This is a genomic window from Runella sp. CRIBMP, assembly GCF_009905605.1.
Lineage (GTDB): Bacteria > Bacteroidota > Bacteroidia > Cytophagales > Spirosomataceae > Runella.
The window spans coordinates 184378-203282 of record NZ_JAAAKZ010000003.1 but is presented as its reverse complement, the minus strand read 5'-3'; the positions used below and the strand labels follow the sequence as shown (position 1 = coordinate 203282).

Annotated in this window: 18 protein-coding genes; 3 read left to right on the top strand and 15 right to left on the bottom strand. The window is 45.2% G+C overall.

Features of this window, described 5'->3' with window-relative positions; translation table 11 throughout:
• Positions 1-50: 50 nt before the first annotated feature.
• The 7 genes from GVN20_RS10845 to GVN20_RS10815 form a co-directional block, all read right to left on the bottom strand.
• Complete coding sequence (locus GVN20_RS10845) at positions 51-1025, bottom strand: VCBS repeat-containing protein (protein WP_166558346.1); 975 nt, start codon at positions 1023-1025, stop codon at positions 51-53.
• A 155-nt stretch (positions 1026-1180) separates the two neighbouring features.
• Positions 1181-2650: an alpha-amylase family glycosyl hydrolase gene (locus GVN20_RS10840; protein ID WP_166558345.1), complete on the bottom strand. Its 1470-nt coding sequence runs from the start codon at positions 2648-2650 to the stop codon at positions 1181-1183.
• Positions 2651-2674: 24 nt separating this feature from the next.
• A complete protein-coding gene (locus GVN20_RS10835; protein ID WP_166558344.1) occupies positions 2675-3265 on the bottom strand; it encodes a riboflavin synthase in 591 nt (196 codons plus the stop codon).
• 76 nt (positions 3266-3341) lie between these two features.
• Positions 3342-4202, bottom strand: a complete 861-nt coding sequence (gene rfbA, locus GVN20_RS10830; RefSeq protein WP_166558343.1) for a glucose-1-phosphate thymidylyltransferase RfbA — start codon at positions 4200-4202, stop codon at positions 3342-3344.
• 222 nt (positions 4203-4424) lie between these two features.
• The gene (locus GVN20_RS10825) at positions 4425-5465 is read right to left on the bottom strand and encodes a DUF4097 domain-containing protein (protein WP_166558342.1); all 1041 of its coding nucleotides are present in this window, start codon (positions 5463-5465) and stop codon (positions 4425-4427) included.
• Positions 5466-5573: 108 nt separating this feature from the next.
• Positions 5574-6887 (bottom strand): sodium:proton antiporter NhaD, encoded by a 1314-nt coding sequence (gene nhaD / locus GVN20_RS10820; RefSeq protein ID WP_166558341.1) that lies wholly within the window; start codon positions 6885-6887, stop codon positions 5574-5576.
• Between the two features lie 46 nt (positions 6888-6933).
• Positions 6934-7368, bottom strand: a complete 435-nt coding sequence (locus GVN20_RS10815) for a CBS domain-containing protein (RefSeq protein ID WP_114462827.1) — start codon at positions 7366-7368, stop codon at positions 6934-6936.
• Positions 7369-7514: 146 nt separating this feature from the next.
• Here GVN20_RS10815 and GVN20_RS10810 point away from each other — a divergent pair, with 146 nt between their 5' ends.
• On the top strand, positions 7515-7709 hold the full coding sequence (locus GVN20_RS10810) for a membrane or secreted protein (RefSeq protein WP_166558340.1): 195 nt from the start codon (positions 7515-7517) through the stop codon (positions 7707-7709).
• On the opposite strand, the gene GVN20_RS10805 is transcribed toward GVN20_RS10810, so the two are convergent.
• The 7 genes from GVN20_RS10805 to GVN20_RS10775 form a co-directional block, all read right to left on the bottom strand.
• Positions 7706-8701, bottom strand: coding sequence for an FAD:protein FMN transferase (locus GVN20_RS10805; protein WP_166558339.1), 996 nt, complete (start codon positions 8699-8701; stop codon positions 7706-7708). The genes GVN20_RS10810 and GVN20_RS10805 overlap by 4 nt on opposite strands.
• Positions 8702-8704: 3 nt before the next feature.
• On the bottom strand, positions 8705-9955 hold the full coding sequence (gene nqrF, locus GVN20_RS10800; protein WP_166558338.1) for an NADH:ubiquinone reductase (Na(+)-transporting) subunit F: 1251 nt from the start codon (positions 9953-9955) through the stop codon (positions 8705-8707).
• Positions 9956-9961: 6 nt separating this feature from the next.
• Entirely contained in the window at positions 9962-10576 is a 615-nt protein-coding gene (gene nqrE / locus GVN20_RS10795; protein ID WP_166558337.1) for an NADH:ubiquinone reductase (Na(+)-transporting) subunit E, read from the bottom strand.
• 61 nt (positions 10577-10637) lie between these two features.
• Positions 10638-11318 carry an NADH:ubiquinone reductase (Na(+)-transporting) subunit D gene (locus tag GVN20_RS10790; protein ID WP_166558336.1) on the bottom strand — a complete coding sequence of 227 codons (681 nt, stop codon included), beginning with the start codon at positions 11316-11318 and terminating at the stop codon, positions 10638-10640.
• A gap of 29 nt (positions 11319-11347) precedes the next feature.
• Positions 11348-12052, bottom strand: coding sequence for an NADH:ubiquinone reductase (Na(+)-transporting) subunit C (gene nqrC, locus GVN20_RS10785; protein ID WP_166558335.1), 705 nt, complete (start codon positions 12050-12052; stop codon positions 11348-11350).
• Positions 12045-13202 (bottom strand): NADH:ubiquinone reductase (Na(+)-transporting) subunit B, encoded by a 1158-nt coding sequence (locus GVN20_RS10780; protein WP_166558334.1) that lies wholly within the window; start codon positions 13200-13202, stop codon positions 12045-12047. Before GVN20_RS10780 ends, nqrC begins: the two co-directional genes overlap by 8 nt.
• A 43-nt stretch (positions 13203-13245) precedes the next feature.
• The gene (locus tag GVN20_RS10775; RefSeq protein ID WP_166558333.1) at positions 13246-14604 is read right to left on the bottom strand and encodes a Na(+)-translocating NADH-quinone reductase subunit A; all 1359 of its coding nucleotides are present in this window, start codon (positions 14602-14604) and stop codon (positions 13246-13248) included.
• Between the two features lie 262 nt (positions 14605-14866).
• Here GVN20_RS10775 and GVN20_RS10770 point away from each other — a divergent pair, with 262 nt between their 5' ends.
• Complete coding sequence (locus GVN20_RS10770; RefSeq protein WP_166558332.1) at positions 14867-17269, top strand: M1 family metallopeptidase; 2403 nt, start codon at positions 14867-14869, stop codon at positions 17267-17269.
• A gap of 250 nt (positions 17270-17519) precedes the next feature.
• Here GVN20_RS10770 and GVN20_RS10765 read toward each other — a convergent pair whose 3' ends face one another.
• The gene (locus tag GVN20_RS10765; protein WP_166558331.1) at positions 17520-18038 is read right to left on the bottom strand and encodes a hypothetical protein; all 519 of its coding nucleotides are present in this window, start codon (positions 18036-18038) and stop codon (positions 17520-17522) included.
• A gap of 242 nt (positions 18039-18280) precedes the next feature.
• Here GVN20_RS10765 and GVN20_RS10760 point away from each other — a divergent pair, with 242 nt between their 5' ends.
• Positions 18281-18865: a hypothetical protein gene (locus tag GVN20_RS10760; protein ID WP_166558330.1), complete on the top strand. Its 585-nt coding sequence runs from the start codon at positions 18281-18283 to the stop codon at positions 18863-18865.
• Positions 18866-18905 lie beyond the last annotated feature (40 nt).

Sequence of the window (18905 nt, the reverse complement as noted above, 5' to 3'; positions counted from 1 at the left end):
TTCGGCAACGTAATCGGAAGCACCAAAATTGATTTATAAGCAGGAACGCTTTATTTCCTCAAATTCAACAAATAAGCGCCCATTAGTCCGTTGCGGGCCCATGTACCACGCATCCGTCCGGGTGTGAGACCCAGCGGGTGGCTTCCCAAGGCAAAATCAATATCTCCATCACCGTCGATGTCGCCAGTATCTAAGGTGAGCCAGCGGCCCATGCGGCCAATCGGGATAGACCATGGTTTGAATTTTCCTTTCTGATTTTCAAAATATAGAACGTTGGTTTGGGGATTGGTGTCAATATCATCGTAAAACGCAATACTGACCAAATCCAAATCCCCGTCGGCATCTACATCGGCTGGGGCCACTTTGTAGGCACCGTCGATGGGATAAAAATAGCTTTGTTTAAACTCTCCTTTCCCCTGATTTTCAAAGAGGTACAATCCATGATAGGGTTTAAAAATGACCGAAAGGTCGGCATTATCCCCACAGGTATAGAGAATATCCAACCGTCCGTCGTTATTCATATCCACCAAATCAAAATAACTAGAGCCAAACACTGGCGGGAAGCGCAACAGCGTTTTTTCTTCAAATTTCAGGTTACCTTTGTTGAGGTACAGCACAATACGCTCGTCACCTTGGGCAAAGAGGGTCATTAAATCTGACATACCATCTTTGTTCCAATCCACGACCACCGTACGCAGCGCCCCTGGGGTAGCACTTAGCACGTTGGCCTCATAAGTACCCGCCGCATTTTTCTTCCAAACGGAGAGTTTTCCTTCAATGACCCCAAACTCACAGGTGATAAGTTCGGACTGACCGTCATTGTCTAAATCCTGCTGAATGGTTTGCGTAGGACGAAGCAACTTGGTGAGCAGCAACGAGGCATTATTCGCGCTTTTTTGGCCCATGTTGACCGTTTGTGCGTAGCCGTTAGCGTTGTAGGTAACCTTGACGGTTTCACCAATATAGGTCACCAAAAGATTTTGATGGGAAGCATCCACCGCAATACTGTCGTGCCAACGGTTCATGTTGGGCAGGGTCTTTTTGACAACCTATAAATAAACAAAGCAATACCAATAACGAAAGGGCAAACGCAGAACGAAGCATCATTGGTTTGGGAAATAAAAGCCAAACTTATCAGCAATGAGGCTATTCGCCAAGTTTTAAAGCACTTACCTCCTTTCTATCCCATCACCACGCAACTGTAAGGCTCCAACAAAAGTGTTTCTGGTTTCAACAACTTAGTCTCAGGATGAGTACTGAAAATAAACTGAGCAGGCAGATTAGCGGCCGAGAATTTCACGCTTTTGGCCGAAACATTGTGAATCACCCAAACCGCTTGGCCATTGGACTTTCGGATGAAAGCCACCAGGCGAGGGTCTTCATTGGGGAGCGGCTCAATGTCTCCGTGAATATCGGCCAACGTAGGCTGTGATTTTCGTAATTGAATCAACCGTTTATAATGGTTGTATAATGAGTTTGAGTCGATGATTTGCCCCGCCAACGGAACGACGGTGTTGCTTTTGTTGTATTTGGGCTGCATCCACCGAGCGCGGTGAGGGTCTTTTTCGCGATAATCCCATAAAAACGGCTCTCGGATATACTCATCGGGCTTTTTACCCAACATTCCGAGTTCTTCCCCATAGTATAAATATGGTTGACCGGGCAGCGTCAGTAGTAAATTTGCCGCTACTTTGAGGCGGTTGAGATTGCCGCCCATCACACTTCCGATGCGCACTTGGTCATGGTTGGTGAGCATGATGGCGTCGATAAATTGCGGGCTTGTTTGAAAAAAGACGGCCCGTGTACCCGCCAAAGTGGCCGCCAACTGCCCCATATCACGTTCTTTGGCAACTATTTTTTGAATGGCCAAACTCAAGTCGAAGTTAAAATTGGCGGTCAGCCCTTTGAAGTACGGGGCGATGTTTTCGGCGGCGGTCCATACTTCCCCTACCAAATACACATCAGGATTCGCCTTTTGCATTTCCGTCCGAAATTCTACCCAAAAATCGTAGTTTTTGTATTCCTCCCATTCGGGATAAATATGCCGGGCGGCATCCAGACGAAAGCCGTCCACACCCAGGTTGAGCCAATAACGGCCTATTTCGTAAATTGCCTGGCGCACAGGCTGATGGTCGCAATTAAGGTCTGGCATTCCTTTCCAGAAAAGACCATAGTATTTTTCGGTATTTTGCCGCCACTTATGCCACGGGTTCCGATCCCAGGTATCAGGTGTCACCTCGCGGGTGGCAATGCCCAGTCGCTCAATATCCTCGGGACTTTTCCAAGTATAAAATGACCGGTAGGGGCTATCCTTTCCCTTCACCGACTCCTGAAACCACGGGTGATTGGCGCTGGTATGGTTAATGACCAAATCCATAATAATCCTGATTCCCCGCGCATGGGCTTCGGAAAGCAGGCGCTTAAAATCATCTAACGTGCCATACTCTGGGTCAATGGCATAATAGTCAACGACATCGTATTTATGATAGCTGGGCGAAAGCAAAATGGGCGAAAGCCATAGCGCTTCGACCCCCAAATCTTGTAGATAGTCTAGTTTTGAGGTGATACCGTTGAGGTCACCAATGTTGTCGCCGTTTGAATCACAAAACGAGCGAACGAAGATTTCGTAGCAGATGCGTGGGTGTGCCAATGTTTTAGAATATTTTAATCGCTACTAATTCTTCTTCGCCAGAATCTTCTGCATATACTTGCCTAGTATATCAAATTCCAGATTGACCACATCGCCCGCCCGAAGCTGGTGAAAATTGGTATGCTCGTAGGTATATGGAATGATGGTTACTCGAAAACCATCATCCTGCGAATTGAAGACCGTCAAACTCACGCCATTGATACAAATTGAGCCTTTTTCGACGGTAATATTTCCCACCGACGCATCATATTTAAAATCATACAGCCAGCTCCCGCCGACCTCTTCTACATACGTGCAGATGCCCGTTTGGTCGACGTGCCCCTGCACAATATGTCCGTCGAAGCGGCCATTGGCGGGCATACAACGTTCAACGTTGACTTTTGTACCCACTTTCCAATAACCGAGATTGGTTTTTTTGAGGGTTTCGTCCACCGCTGTTACGGTGTAGGTATCTTGCTCAAGGCTCGTTACGGTCAGGCATACCCCGTTATGGCTCACACTTTGGTCGATTTTGAGCTCGGAGGCCAAGTGAGAATGAAGCTTAAAAGTGATATTTGTCCCCTCAAAGATAATTTCAACTACTTCGGCGGTCGTCTCTACAATTCCTGTAAACATTATTCTAGGTTTTTAGATTTTAGACGACAAACGTCGGAGAAAGCGCTTCTTTTTCTAACGTCTGTCGTCGGCTATCTTATTTCAATATTCCTAATAAATACTGGCCATAACCGCTTTTCAGAAGCGGTTGGGCAATTTCCCGCAATTGTTCGGCATCGATAAAGCCCATCCGGTACGCTACTTCTTCAATACAACCGATTTTCAGTCCCTGACGTTCTTCAATCACTTCCACAAATTGACCTGCCTGCATCAAGGATGCAAACGTACCTGTATCGAGCCACGCGGTTCCGCGCGTGAGTACGCCTACTTTCAATTTTCCACGTTCCAGATACACGCGATTAATGTCCGTAATTTCTAATTCTCCACGCGGGCTAGGTTTAATATTTTTGGCAATTTCAACAACCTCATTATCATAAAAATACAACCCTGGCACGGCATAGTTTGACTTGGGATGTTCGGGCTTTTCTTCAATAGAAACGACGTTAAAATCCTGATCAAACTCAACAACGCCGTAGCGTTCGGGGTCCTGTACTTGGTACGCATATACTACCCCGCCGTCTGGGTCATTGTTGGCCTGTAACAATTTACTGAGGCCACTTCCGTAAAATATATTATCGCCCAACACCAGCGCTACTTTATCTTTTCCTATAAAATCGGCCCCGATAATAAAGGCCTGCGCCAATCCATCTGGGCTGGGTTGCTCGGCATAGCTAAACGCACACCCGATGCGGCTGCCATCGCCAAGCAATTTCTGAAAATGCGGCAAATCGTGCGGGGTTGAAATAATAAGAATTTCGCGAATACCCGCCAACATCAGGATTGACAATGGATAATAAATCATCGGCTTGTCGTAAACCGGCATCAATTGTTTGCTTACAGCCAGCGTCAGAGGGTGCAAACGAGTACCGGAACCTCCGGCAAGAATAATTCCTTTCATGATGATTTGATTCAAATTATGTTGAGTGAGTGAAATAATACTTTCAAAACACATTTAGTGCCATAAAAATAGAGAATCTCCGCGGGAAAGCCATAGTATACCCCAAAAGCCCTTCAATCTAAGAGTCTTAAAATTATTTTAGGGGAGAATATGCACAAAAAAGCCTGACACCGAAGCATCAGGCTTTTACACTTGGAAACCTTTATAAACTAAATTATTTTTTTAATCATTCAGCGAAATAGAACCTGAACTAGCACGCATGGTCACCAGCGTACCGCCGCCATTGAGTTTGCCATTGACCCGGTCTTTTTCCAAAATACCGTTGAAATTATTTAAGGTGCCAACGTTGACCCGATTGGCGCGCAAATCCAAATCAAGTCCTTTATTCATCGGCATCTGCACATGAATCCCCCCCGCTGAAGTGGAAAGGTCAAGGTACTTACCCAAGGAAACGATTTCGGCATTGATGCCGCCCGCGCTGGTGGAAGCTTTGAGTGCGGCGGCTACGCCAGTCAAGCGAATAGACCCGCCCGAGGTTACTGCCGTCAATTCTCCTTTAATGTCACCACCTTTGATACTACCGCCGCTAGTAGTGGCCCGAATATTGCCACTAAGTCCATCCAATTGAATACTACCACCCGAGGTTACCAATTTGATGTCGCCATTGCAGCCTTCTGCTTTGATGCTACCGCCGCTAGTGGCGAGGTCTAACTGCTCTTGTGAATTAGTTAAATGAATACTACCGCCCGAGGTACGTCCTTTCACATTCCCACTCAATTGCTCTAATCGTAAACTACCTCCACTCGTAGCAAAGTTTTGATTTCCCGACAGTTTCGCCAGTTTTATACTACCGCCGCTGGTAGCCAAATCGGTCGTTGTTTTTTCAGGAACTGTAATTTTAAACGAAATACTCAGTCCTTGTTTCCAATCCCATTTGTCGTTTTCGCTTTTACGTTTTGATTTGCAAATAAGGGTCTCCCCGTCCATTGCTACGGTCAACTCATAGTCTTTGAGGCGCTCGGTGATTTCTTCTTTGTTCAATTCTGAGCTGCCATTCCAATTGTTGCCCCGGACGTATATTTCTACTTTGGCGTCGCCGCTTTGGCCAGTTACGGTAATACTCCCCCCCGAAGTACGCACATTAAGTGCTTTGACCGAACCCGCGTTGAATGTTTTTGTAAAATAAGGTTTTTCGTCTTCTTTCTGGGCAAAAACGAGCGTGGCAACGAAAAGGAAAGCTAAAAGGAGGCTGTATGTTTTCATAGTCTGTAAATGTTTTAGGACGGATTATGATTTTCCGCGGTGTTTTTTTACAAGAGATGAAAAACAAAAAAGAAACGTTGCACCGTGCACAAAATATTTATCAAAAAATCAGTGCATCAAATAATAAACCCCGATTCCTGCCAAATATCCCAAGAGTGCATAGCCTGAAATATGCTTGAGATACCAAAGAAAATCAATTTTAAGAATACTCATAGACGCCACCCCTGCCGCCGAACCAATGATGAGTATGCTTCCCCCCGTACCCGCGCAGTACGCCAATAAATTCCAAAAATCGGCATCAGGTGGAAACTCCGTCAATGGATACATTCCCATTGCCGCCGCCACTAGTGGAACGTTGTCGACAATCGCTGACAGAAGTCCGACTAACGTGTTGATTATGTAAATATTGCCGAAAGTCTGATTAAGAAAAGTCGCCATTAACCGCAAATGTCCCGATGTATCCAAAGCGCCAACGGCCAGCAAAATTCCTAAAAAAAACAAAATACTAGGCGTGTCAATCCGGTGTAACATCGCCGCCACCGAAAAGCCCTGTTTGGTTTCCAGAGCTTTGTCTCGGTGCAAAAATTCGGTAAAATACCACAAAAGGCCCACGGCCAGCAAAACACCCATATACGGTGGATAGTGCGTAACAGCCTTAAATACAGGCACCGATAAAAGGGCAGCACCTCCCAATACAAACATTATATTTTGCTCCAAAGGCGTTGTTTGCGTATGTTCGTTCGACTCTTTTACGGGCATTTTGGTCAACGCCCCCCCACCGCGCAAAAAATACGTTGCCGCTAAAAGCGGAACCAACAAACTCACAAACGAAGAGATAAACAACGATTGCATAATCGCAACCGTCGTCACTTGTCCTCCAATCCAGAGCATAATGGTGGTCACATCCCCAATGGGCGACCACGCACCGCCAGCATTTGCGGCCATCACCACAAATCCGCCAAACAGCCAAATATTTTCTTTTTCTTTGATAATCCGCCGCAACAGAGCACACATGATGATGGCCGTCGTCATGTTGTCCAGACCCGCCGATAAGAAAAACGAAATCCAAGAAATAACCCACAGAAGCTTTACCCGATTGGTGGTTGAAATCCGGTCGGTAATGGCCCGAAACCCTTCGTGAACATCCACTAACTCCACAATTGTCATGGCTCCCAACAGGAAAAACAGAATCCCTGCTATCTCGCCTAAATGTTCAAAAAGCGCTTCATCCAGTACTTTATGAACGGCGGGTTGGGAGGATACACCTTCAAAAGCGGGCATATTTTCGAAGCCAAACAATAAGATGATCCAACAAAAAACCCCCGTTAATAACGCGGAGGCGGCTTTGTCAATTTTCAGCGGATGCTCAAAGGCAATCAGCACGTATCCTAAAATGAATACGGCAGCGAGTAGAATAGCCATAACTGACCAAGATTAACGGGTAAAAAGAAAAGGATTAGGGGAAAAACTACGCATTTGTAATGTAACTCTCCAAAAATTGGATGTGATCGACCTGTTCTTTCATGATAGAATTTACAATGTCTCCGATACTTAATACGCCTATCACTCGCTCCTCTTCCATCACTGGCAAATGGCGAAATTTTTTCTCACTAAACAACTTCATACATTCCCTAATATCCATTTCGGGAGTAACAGTAAACACTTTGGGGGTCATCACTTCGGAGATAGGGGTACTCTTTGCTTTTCGTCCCTGCACGATTCCTTTTCGGGCATAATCACGCTCTGAAAATATTCCTACCAATTGTTCTCCGTCAAGCACAACGACCGCCCCAATATTTTTTTCCGCCATTAAAAAGAGTGCTTCAATCACGGTAGTATCGGGCGAAACACTCCAAATATAAGATTGAGGCTTATCGGCAAGCAATTTTTTTACAGATTTCATAAGCTTTTCATTTTTAGTGGATTAGCAATCTCTATCTCTAAACGAATTTATAAAATCAATGACTTATATCCAAATAAATCGCCGAAAAATATCATTTATTCTTTGGTGGATTTAACACATTCAATTACCTTTAATAAAAAACAACAATGGGCACAATTATCGCCGCTTCCATTTTACTAGTCCTGATGAGTGTTGCACTTTTGAGCGTTCGTTTGTTGCTGGTCAAAGGGGGCGAATTTAAAGGCAGTTGTGCCAGCAACAACCCTTTTATGCAAAAAGAAGGAGCCGTTTGCGGGGTTTGCGGCCGAAAACCAGGCGAGCCCTGTGCCGAAAAAGCCTAGTTTATGGGTGAGGTAGAAAAGAAATGGGCCGAGGCAAAAGTCTGCAATTTTCCTTCGGGAGTAGCATAAATACCGTACAGCTCTAAACGTTGCTGCTTTGCAATGATTTTTGCTTTCTCCAGCCCCATCACCAAAAACGCCGTCGCAAAGGCATCAGCCGTCATGCAATCGTCGGCAATCACCGAAATACTCAGCAAATTGTGCGTAATTGGGCTTCCCGTCGTGGGGTCGATGGCATGGCTATATTTTTTTCCTTCACGCACGACAAACTTCCGATAACTCCCCGACGTTGCGAGAGATTTCCCGTTCAACGAAACCACGGTTTGCAAGGGGCGCTCCGTCTCTTCTTTTTCGGTGGGTTTATCAATCCCGATTTGCCATATTTGCCCTTTTTCGTTGTGTCCATTGGCCCGCACTTCTCCGCCTATTTCTACCAAGTAATCGTTGATTCCATGGGCTTTCAGAAACTCGGCCATTACATCTACCGTATATCCCTGCGCAATGGCGTTGAAGTCTATTTCTATCGCCGGATTTCTTTTAAGCAAAACACCATTTTCAATACTGACGTTTTGGTAACCAACCCATTGCAAAAGAGAATCTACTTGCGGCGGAGTGGGCAAAGGCAGTCCCTTTTTATAGCTAAATCCCCAAGCTTTTACCAAAGGACCCACCGTAATATCAAACGCGCCTTGGGTCAGTTTGGCTACTTCCTGAGATTTATTAAACACTTTTTCAAAATGCGCATCTGCTATTGTTCCAGAGCTATTTCTATTGAATCTACTGATGATTGAGGTACTGTCCCAGAGAGACATGCTATGGTCAATAGCTCGAAAAAGGCTGTCAATGGCCTTGGAAAAATCACGGCTATCAGCGTATACGATTCTAAATGTTGTTCCCTGCGCTTGACCTTCCAAATACGTAAACGCTGGCTTACTTTTACAACCTACCAAGGCATACGCCAACCCCAATAATCCCCAAAACAGTTTTCTCATTGTTTAGCTCCCAAAATCATCAAAGGCAATATTTTCTTTAGAAACGCCGAGATTATCCAACATGGTTTGAACGGCCGATAGCATCATGGGAGGTCCACAAAGGTAATATTCAATGTCTTCAGGGGCAGGATGGTCGTCCAAATACTCATTTTTTACCACTTCGTGAATAAACCCAACATAACCAGTCCAATTATCTTCGGGCAGCGGAATGGAAAGCGCAATCTCGAAGCGAAAATTAGGGAATTCACGTTCGATGGCCCGAAAATCTTCTTCATAAAAAATCTCTTTTTTACTCCGCGCCCCGTACCAATATGACACTTTACGACCCGTTTTCAACGTATGGAATAAGTGAAAAATATGCGAACGAAGCGGTGCCATACCTGCCCCGCCGCCAATATAAATCATTTCTTTTTCGGTTTTTTTAACGTGAAATTCGCCGTAAGGCCCACTAATGGTTACTTTATCACCAGGTTTGCGCGAAAAAACGTACGATGAACACGCCCCTGGATTCACATCCATAAAAGCATTGCGGGCCCTGTCCCACGGCGGGGTAGCTAAGCGAATATTGAGCATAATAATATTGCCTTCGGCGGGGTGATTGGCCATCGAATACGCCCTAAAAAGTGGCTCATCAATTTTTGCTTTTATATCCCATATTTTAAACTTATCATATTCATCTTTGAAACGCTCGGGTATGTTGTAAAGTTGGGTTTTAAAATCAATGTTCAATTCAGGAACATCCACCTGAATATAATCCCCTGATTTGAATTTTAAGTTTTCGCCTTCGGGCAGTTTTACCACAAATTCTTTAATATAGGTAGAAACGTTTTCGTTGGAAATCACCGTACACTCCCATTTTTTGATGCCAAATACTTCATCGGGTACCCGAATCTCCATGTCATCTTTCACTTTTACCTGACAAGCCAAGCGTATTTTATCCTGCACCTGTCGCCGATTGAGGTGATTGGTTTCGGTTGGCAGCACTTCCCCTCCTCCTTCAAACACTTGGCATTTACACATGGCGCAGGTTCCTCCACCGCCGCAGGCTGATGCCAAAAATAAGTTCTGCGCCGCCAAGGTTGATAAAAGAGAGGACCCTGGTTTAACGACAAACGGGTGTTCTTGGTCACCGTTGATAATGATGGACACGTCTTTTTGGGGTAATAAACGGTCTTTGGCTTTTAGAATAAGAAACGCAAAGAGCAAAACAACCAAAATGAAGACGGCAATACTGGCAGTAAGTACGGGTAGCATAGCGTTTTACAGTTGGATTCCAGAAAAACTCAAAAAAGCCAAACCCATCAGGGCCGTTACAATCATCGCGATTCCCAAGCCTTGCAGAGGTTCGGGGATATTGGAGTATCGAAGGCGCTCACGGATAGCCGCCAACAAAACAATAGCCAAGAAAAAGCCAATACCTGCCCCCAACGAAAAAGCGGTGGTTTCGGCAAAATTGTATTCACGCTCCTGCATAAACAGCGACGCCCCCAAAATGGAACAGTTGACGGTAATAAGCGGTAGAAAAATGCCCAAAGAAGTGTACAAGGCGGTCAGGAATTTCTCCACCACCATTTCTACCAATTGTACTGCACCAGCAATGGTAGAAATAAAAAGGATAAATGACAAAAAGGTTAAATCAACCGAAGCAAGTGAAGGGTGTATCCATCCTAATGCACCTTCAAAAAGCAAATAACGCAAAATGAGGTAGTTGAGTGGCGTGGTAAGCACCATCACAAAAATCACCGCTAACCCCAGTCCAAAAGCGGTTTTGATTTTTTTGGACACCGCCAAAAACGAGCACATGCCCAAAAAGAAGGCAAAGATTACATTTTCAACAAAAATAGTCTTTATGAGGATATTGATGAGATGCTGCATAACAAGTGCAAAGGTTAAAGGTCAATATAAAAACCTGGCAACTAAATACATAACTACCTACTTAGGAAGCATTGATGAGCTTACGATTGCGACTTCGCTGCCACCAAATAAATATTCCAATCAGAAACAGCGCCGCGGGCGGTAACATCATCAATCCATTGTTGACATATCCCATGTCATATAGCCATTGCGGCACTACTTTGAAGCCAAGCACCGAGCCCGAGCCCAACACCTCTCTGATGACCGCCACAATCACCAAAATAATTCCGTATCCCAAACCGTTGCCGATTCCATCCAAAAAAGAAGGCCACGGTCTTTGCGCCAACGCAAAGGCTTCTAGGCGACCCATGACGATGCAGTTGGTAATAATCAGGCCCACAAAAACGGATAGTTTTTTGCTCACATCAAACATGTAAGCCTTCAGCAATTGATCAACAATGGTGACTAGCATCGCCGCCACAATCAACTGCACAATGATGCGAATACGGTTGGGGATGGTATTGCGAATGAGCGAGATAATGAGATTGGAAAAAGCCGTAACGACCGTTACGCCCAAAGCCATGATGATGGCGGGCTTTACCTGAACCGTAACCGCCAGAGCCGAGCAAACGCCCAATATCTGTACCGTCACGGGGTTGGTATCATCCAAAGGGTCGCGGAGTACGCGCAGGTTCTTTTTGGAGAACAATCCTTCTTTCTTTTTCTCCTCTACAACCGCAACAGGGGTGGTTTCTGTACTCATCGTTGATGTGCGTTTATAAGTTGTCTATCTCACTTTTTAATTTTTTCAAAATACGCCAAATACGGAGCCGTACAGTTTTTGAGCATGGCATCGGTGCCGCGGGAGGTAATCGTCCCGCCCGAAATGGCATCTACGCGGTGTTCATTCCCGAAACTTACTTTATCGGTTTTTTTGACCACATTGACCGACACAAACTGCCCTTCGTTCGACATGATTTTCTTGCCCTGAAACTGTTGCTGAAATGGCAACTCCGCTATTTCAGCACCCAATCCAGGAGTTTCTCCTTTGTGGTCAAAAAAAGCGCCGTAAACCGTGTCAAAATCATCCTGCAACGATATATACCCCCATATTGGCCCCCAAAGCCCTGTGCCTCGCAGAGGCACGATATAGTATTTTTTCCCTTCTTTTTCGGTATAAATATACAGCGGAAGGCGGCGATTTTCGGGGGTTTTAGCCACCTCTTCTTTTAAATCTATGTCGGTAGTTTTAACGCCGCTCACTGGCTCACCCGCGGCGTTTATGACCATTTCCTGCACCCGTTCGGCATAGGTATTTTCGATTTGGGTACGTTCGTCGTACGCCAATCTGACCGCCCGCAGAATATTGGACTTTTTGTCCAAAGCAATGTTGGCTTCCTGTGCTGGTTTAAGCCCTTCGGCAGCCACGGCCAGCACGATTGCGGTAATGACCGACAAAACGGCGGCATAAATCAGGGTGTATTGGTTGCTATGCACGTTTTTTGCGGTTTTTGATGTGTTGTTCTACGACAAGATGGTCAATCAAAGGAGCAAAGACATTCATCAACAATATACTCAGCATCACTCCCTCTGGATAGGCGGGATTAAATACCCGAAGGATGACGGTAAACATCCCAATCAAGAGGCCATAAATCCATTTACCCGTTTCTGTTTGAGCGGCACTTACGGGGTCAGTGGCCATATAAACCGCCCCAAACGCAAAGCCGCCCATCAACAAATGATAATACGCGGGTGTATGCATGGCGTGTGTGGGCATATCGGCTGGCGCTAAGGCGTTCAGAAACAACCCCATCACCAACACCCCAACCACGCAGGAAACGATGATTTGCCAACTGCCAATCCCCGTACCAATGAGAATCAAAGCCCCAATCAGACATGCAAAAGCGCTGGTTTCACCAATAGAGCCCTGCTCAAACCCCCAAAACATATCAGCTGCTGAAGGGAGTTTTGTGAAATTGGCATCAAAAGTCACTAAATTCGTTGCCCCCGAATACGCATCGACCAACACATGACCTGCTTCGGGCGACAAGTCGGTCCAAATATCTCCCGACATATAGGCGGGAAAAGCAAAAAACATGAATGCCCGCGCCAACAAGGCTGGATTCATGAAGTTCATACCCGTACCGCCAAAAATCTCTTTGCCCAACACCGTACAAAAAATAGCCCCTAAAGCCACCATCCATAAAGGTATAGTGACAGGCATAGTGAGCGGAATCAACAGGCCCGTCACCAGATACCCTTCACTGACTTGGTGGTTTCTGACAATGGCAAAAATAAATTCCACCCCCAACCCAACGGCATATGATACAATAATGATGGGCAGTACTTTCCAAAAACCAAACAGAAAACTATCTACCAACGAAGCCTCCATTCCGTAGGCCAGATGATGTTGATAGCCTACGTTCCACATCCCAAAAAACAGCGTCGGGACCAACGCCACAATGACCGTAAACATGGTTCGTTTTAAATCAATGGCGTCGCGCACATGCACACCCTGAGAAGTAGTATGCCCTGGCACAAACAGAAATGTCTCCAAGGCATCAAATGCTGGATGTAATTTCTCAAATCGTCCCCCTTCTTTAAAGTGGGGCCTTACAGAATTCAGGAGTTTTTGCGCTATTTTCACGGTAAAAGGGTTGAGGAAAGGTTCAACAATTCTTAACTACCCATTAGCCTTCCTGACGAACATACGCCAGGCCATCGGCAATAATGCGCTGTACGTCAATTTTGGAAGTGCAAACAAACTCACACAGGGCAAAATCTTCTTCGGAAACCTCATAAATGCCCAACTCTTCCATGCGCTCAAGGTCTTTGGCCAAAATAGCTTTCAGTAAATGCACGGGGTAAATATTCATTGGTAGCACTTTGTCGTATTGGCCAGTCATGACAAATGCCCGCTCTTCACCGTTATTGTTCGTATTGAGATTGTAGGAGCGATTGGGAGTCAACCACGAGAAGAAAGTACGCGAAAGGCTCAATTTATGAAATCCTGGCAGTAGCCACCCCAAAAACTCGGGTTGGTCGCCTTCAGGAATCGCGGTCAACTGGTTTTCGTAAAACGAAAGAAAATCATCTTCAGCAGTCTTTTTCCCCGTCAGAATAGTACCCTGAATCAGTCGGAAGTTGGTAGAATCCAGTTTATTCCCCGTAATACTTTTTATTTTTTGGCCCGTAATGACCTTAAAATACTGAGGTTGTTTTACACAGCTACCCGCCAGGGCTACAATGCGCTCGGCCCGATACCTATATTCTGTAAACAACCTGCCAATAATAATCACATCTTGGGGATGCACGTACCAAACTACTTCTCCTTTTTGGATAGGGTCAATATGGTGGATTTGAATACCCACATTACCAGCTGGATGCGGCCCGCTGAAATGATGAAATTTATGGTTGGCAATTCCCCGGAAGTCGCTCTCTGAGAGGCGCTCTCCCACTTCCGTGTGTAGAGATATGTGAAGGTGGCCATTGGCCAGTTTGTCCAGAACTTCCAGTCCTGTTTGAAAATGTGCCCGTTCTTGTTCGATAATAAAACCCAAATCAGGTGCTAAAGGAGAAGTGTCAAAGCAAGAGACAAAGATAGCTTTGGGAATATCGTCGGGATTGGCAATCAGTGAATAAGGGCGTTGACGAATATAACTCCAGCAGCCGCTTTCGAGCAAATACTCAATCACTGCATCGCGGTCTGCATTAGGCAGATTGATTTCGGGAAAATATGCGTATTTGGTAATTTTATCGGGAATAATCCGAACTTCGAGAATTCGTCGCTTGTCGCCGCGAACGATTTCAATTACCTCACCGCTTACGGGCGAAGGCAGCCGGATTTTGGGATTGTTTTTATCGTGGAAAAGCCATTGACCCGCGACCACCTCTTGGCCCACTTCGACCGATAATCTCGGAACAACAGATGGGAAATCGTGGGGTTTAAGGGCTACTACATCCGAAAGTGCAAGGTGAGTAATGGTTTTTGGGGCCACTCCATCCATCTTAATGGTATAACCCTTCTTAATAGTAATTACCTTTCCCATATTACTATTTATTCTTTTAATAATACAAAACAAAGGATTATTTCTAAATATTCTAATAATTCTTCAAAACATTTTTTGGAATATATTTTTCTGATGATGAGGCTATTAATCCCGAATAGACTTCTGTACGTATAAAATTATCCAAATTCGTTTTTCGGTTGTTTAACTATCGGGAATTCATCTCAAAATCCGTTCTTTTGGTAGCATTCTTTCGGCTTAAAATGGGTTTTCCTGTATCTTTGAATAACCAAATTTTTAACCCATGCGAAAATTATCCTTCATCAACTCATTGCCGATGATTGTCTGCATCCTACTTCAAGGTCTATACGCAGCCAAAGCTCAGGCTCCCACCCCTCAAAACTACCACGCCAACGACCGGTTTGAACAACTCGGAACTGGACTACCCACGCCCAACACTTATCGCACTGCCTCTGGTGCGCCTGGAAAAGACTATTGGCAACAACGCGCTGATTATGACATCAAAGTAGAATTGGACGAGGCCAACAACAAAATTATTGGCACCGAAACCATCACGTACTTCAACCAATCGCCCGACGCGCTGCCGTATGTATGGATTCAATTAGACCAAAATCTTTTTGCCAAAAATTCTCCCGGCCCCGTCTCCCGCACGGGCGATTTGGGCAGCCAAACCAGCATGGCGAGTTTGGCGACCATTTCCGACATGAACTATTCAAATGCAGATTATGGCTACAACATTACGTCGGTACGAGATGCCAAAACTGGTAAGCCCCTCAAATACACCATCAACCAAACCATGATGCGCATTGACCTGCCGCAACCCGTGCAGTCTAAGCAGTCGTATGCATTTGCGATAGATTGGAATTACCGGATTGTGGAGTTTTCTAAAGGTGGTCGTCGTACGGGCTTTGAAGCCTTCAAAGATGGCAACAACGTCTACGAAATTGCCCAGTTCTATCCCCGTTTGTGTGTGTATGATGACGTAACGGGCTGGCAAAATAAACAGTATTACAGTCAGGGAGAATTTGCGCTATCGTTTGGAAATTTCAAATTGGCCATCACCGTACCCGACGACCATGTATTGGGCGCTACTGGCGAGCTTCAAAACGCCGCCCAAGTGTTGACACCTAACCAATTGAAAAAATTTGAACAAGCCAAATCGTCCGATAAAGTGGTCGTAATCGCCTCGCAGGAAGAGCGCGAAAAAGCCGAAAAAGGCAAGCCAAGCGGCAAAAAAACCTGGATTTTCAAAGCCGATAATGTACGCGATGTGGCCTTTGCCACTTCCCGTAAATACATCTGGGACGGCAAAATGCAGGAAGTCGCGGGCAAAAAAGTGCTTTGCATGTCGTTTTATCCCAAAGAAGGAAATCCACTTTGGGGCAAATATTCAACCGAAGTCATTGCTCATACCATCAAAACCTATTCGAAATTTTCGGTAGATTACCCCTACCCCGTCGCCATTTCTTGCCACGGCCCCGTGGGCGGTATGGAATACCCAATGATTTCGTTCAACGGCGGCCGCCCAGAAGCCGACGGAACCTATTCAGAAGCGACCAAATACGGCATGATTGGCGTAATTATCCACGAAGTAGGCCACAACTTCTTTCCGATGATTGTCAACAACGACGAGCGCCAATGGATGTGGATGGACGAAGGGCTGAACACGTTTGTGCAATACCTGACCGAAAAAGAATGGGACAAAGATTATCCTACGCGCCGTGGTGAGCCGCAGGCCATCGTCGATTACATGAAGCAGGACCCCAAGAATCTGGTGCCCATCATGACCATGTCCGACAACCTCATCAATGCCGGCGCAAGTGCGTATGCCAAACCGGCTACTGCGTTGAATATCTTACGCGAAACCGTCATGGGCCGCGAGCTGTTTGATTATGCTTTTAAGGAATACAGCCGCCGTTGGGCGTTCAAATCACCTACCCCTGCCGATTTCTTCCGGACCATGGAAGATGCCTCAGGCGTGGATTTAGATTGGTTTTGGAAAGGGTGGTTTTATGGCGTTGAGCCCGTCAATCAAGATTTGGTGGAAGTAGAATGGTTCGCGTTGGACACGCAAAACCCCGAAATCTCCAAAGCAGAAGCGAAAAAGCAAGCAGAAGCCAAACGCAACACCGTGGCCCGGCAGCGCGATAAAGACTATATCAAAGAGTCAGTAGTTGATAAGAACCCTGACATGAAGGATTTCTACAATACCTACGACCCCTACAAAGTCACCGAAAACGACAAGAAGAAATACGAAACCTATCTGGCAAGCTTAACGCCCGACGAGCGTAAGTTGGTGGAATCAGGGTTGAATTTTTACACGCTAAAAGTAAAAAACAAAGGCGGTCTGCCCATGCCCGTAATCGTGAAGATGCAATACGAAGACGGCACCGACTCATTGGTGCGCTTCCCCGCCGAGATTTGGCGTTTGAACGACCAACAAATTTCTAAGGTAATCACGTCAAAGAAAAAAGTGGTACAGTGGACCTTAGACCCGTATCGCGAAATCGCCGATATTGACGAAGAAGACAACAGTTTCCCGCGCCAACCTACCGCGCCTACGCGCTTCCAACTGTTTAAGAACCCAGCAGGCGGTCGCCGAGGCGGCGGAGGCATGAACCCGATGCAAGAGGCGCAGCAAAGTCAGCCGCCGAAAGCCGGTCAGCAGGGCGGGGCTAAAAATTAATACTGGATGGGCGGATTTATTTCCGCCCTTTTTTTGTGTTCTAAGCACTGCTTCAAGGTTTTATTAGGAAACACTTTTTGAAATGGAATGAGGTAATTTTTTACGTTCTATTTCCACGCCCAAAATACCTGTTTCCTAAAATGTTTAGGGTATTTGCAAAATCCTCTTTTGTCAGGTGAAGTTATGATTGACACACTTAATAACTTGCTGTTTTGACCTAATAAAGCAGCGGGAGTATAGTCAACTTTCTTTACTTTATTTTAGGAATTCTGGTGCTGACGAAAGTCCCCATATCTTCCAAATAGCTCGATTGTAAACCAAAATCAATTGAACGATCATTCAATTTTATTTCTGAATAGATCTGATTTCCGTTAAAATCCGGCGAATTTGGTATCAAATTATCAAAATTCCCCCGAAACATAAGTGCAGGGCTACCGTCGATATTATAACCCTTTACCTGTTTTAGCTCAGCAGTCAGGCCAAAATGTATATCAGGTTCTTTATCTCTTTTGGCGATACCGAAAAGAGTAACCGCAAGATTGTACTCGCCTGTCGCGGTTTGCGTGACTACCACAGTAACAGTCTGTTGAAAGATTTTCCTCTCCGGAATTACAAATCTAAAAACCTCGTATTCTTCCAATGTATAGGTTTTGGAGTAAGTACCTACCAAGCCCGCAGGTACAGGGTCCGGAGTGATAGCTATATCTTGGGATTTGTCTTTACAACCGAATAGAACGATAGTAAGCATTAAGACAAATAGCGTTTTCATAAGTAGCTGATTTTTATGGCAATGCAAGGTAGATAATACTTGCTTTTTGAAAAAGTCCACTCAATAAAACAGGCCTGTAAATTAGACTAATATCATGTTAAGGTTATAATGGTAAGCCTCATAGCGTTTATCAATCGCTGTGTCAATCACAACTTTACCCGGCACATAAAAGGCTGTATTGACCTTAATAAATACTAACGATAAAAGATTATTTTTACCGAACCTTGCTTCATCCTTTAAAAATGCCTTCCAAAATCGCGTACCGTTTTTATCCTTCATTGCTCAATACCTATTCACGGTTTTTGCAGGGTAAACTCAGCGAGCAGGAGCTGTTGGACCGTATCAATCGCGTGCCGATTCCTTCCACAGAAGCCCAAATGCGCGGTGTATCGTTTGAAGATGCCGTTCTAAAAGGAATCGGTGAAGACCAGTTTGATTTCAACATTATCCAAACTGTTCGCCTACGGCTACCCAAGCCCATAGTCAAAACGCAAGTGTATTGCCAATACCAAATCGACGATGCGCTGATTTACGGATTTGTGGACGTTTTAGGGCGCAAAGAGGCCGTTGACATCAAAACCACTTCTCACTACGAACCCGATCGTTTTCTACAAGACCACCAACATTTTTATTTGCCCGCCCTGTACAATTGGGGCATTCGTCAAATGCGCTATTTGATTACTGATTTTGAGCAGGTTTACGAAGAAATATACGACGGCGAAAGCGATTTCTCAGGGCAGTTGGAAGAAGTCTATTCATTTAAAATGTTCTTAGATGAACATCGAGAATTGATTACCAATGCAAAAATCTTCCCTAAAAAGCCTTAATTTGTCCTCTCAAAGGCCGCATTACCTTTAAATTCATTTA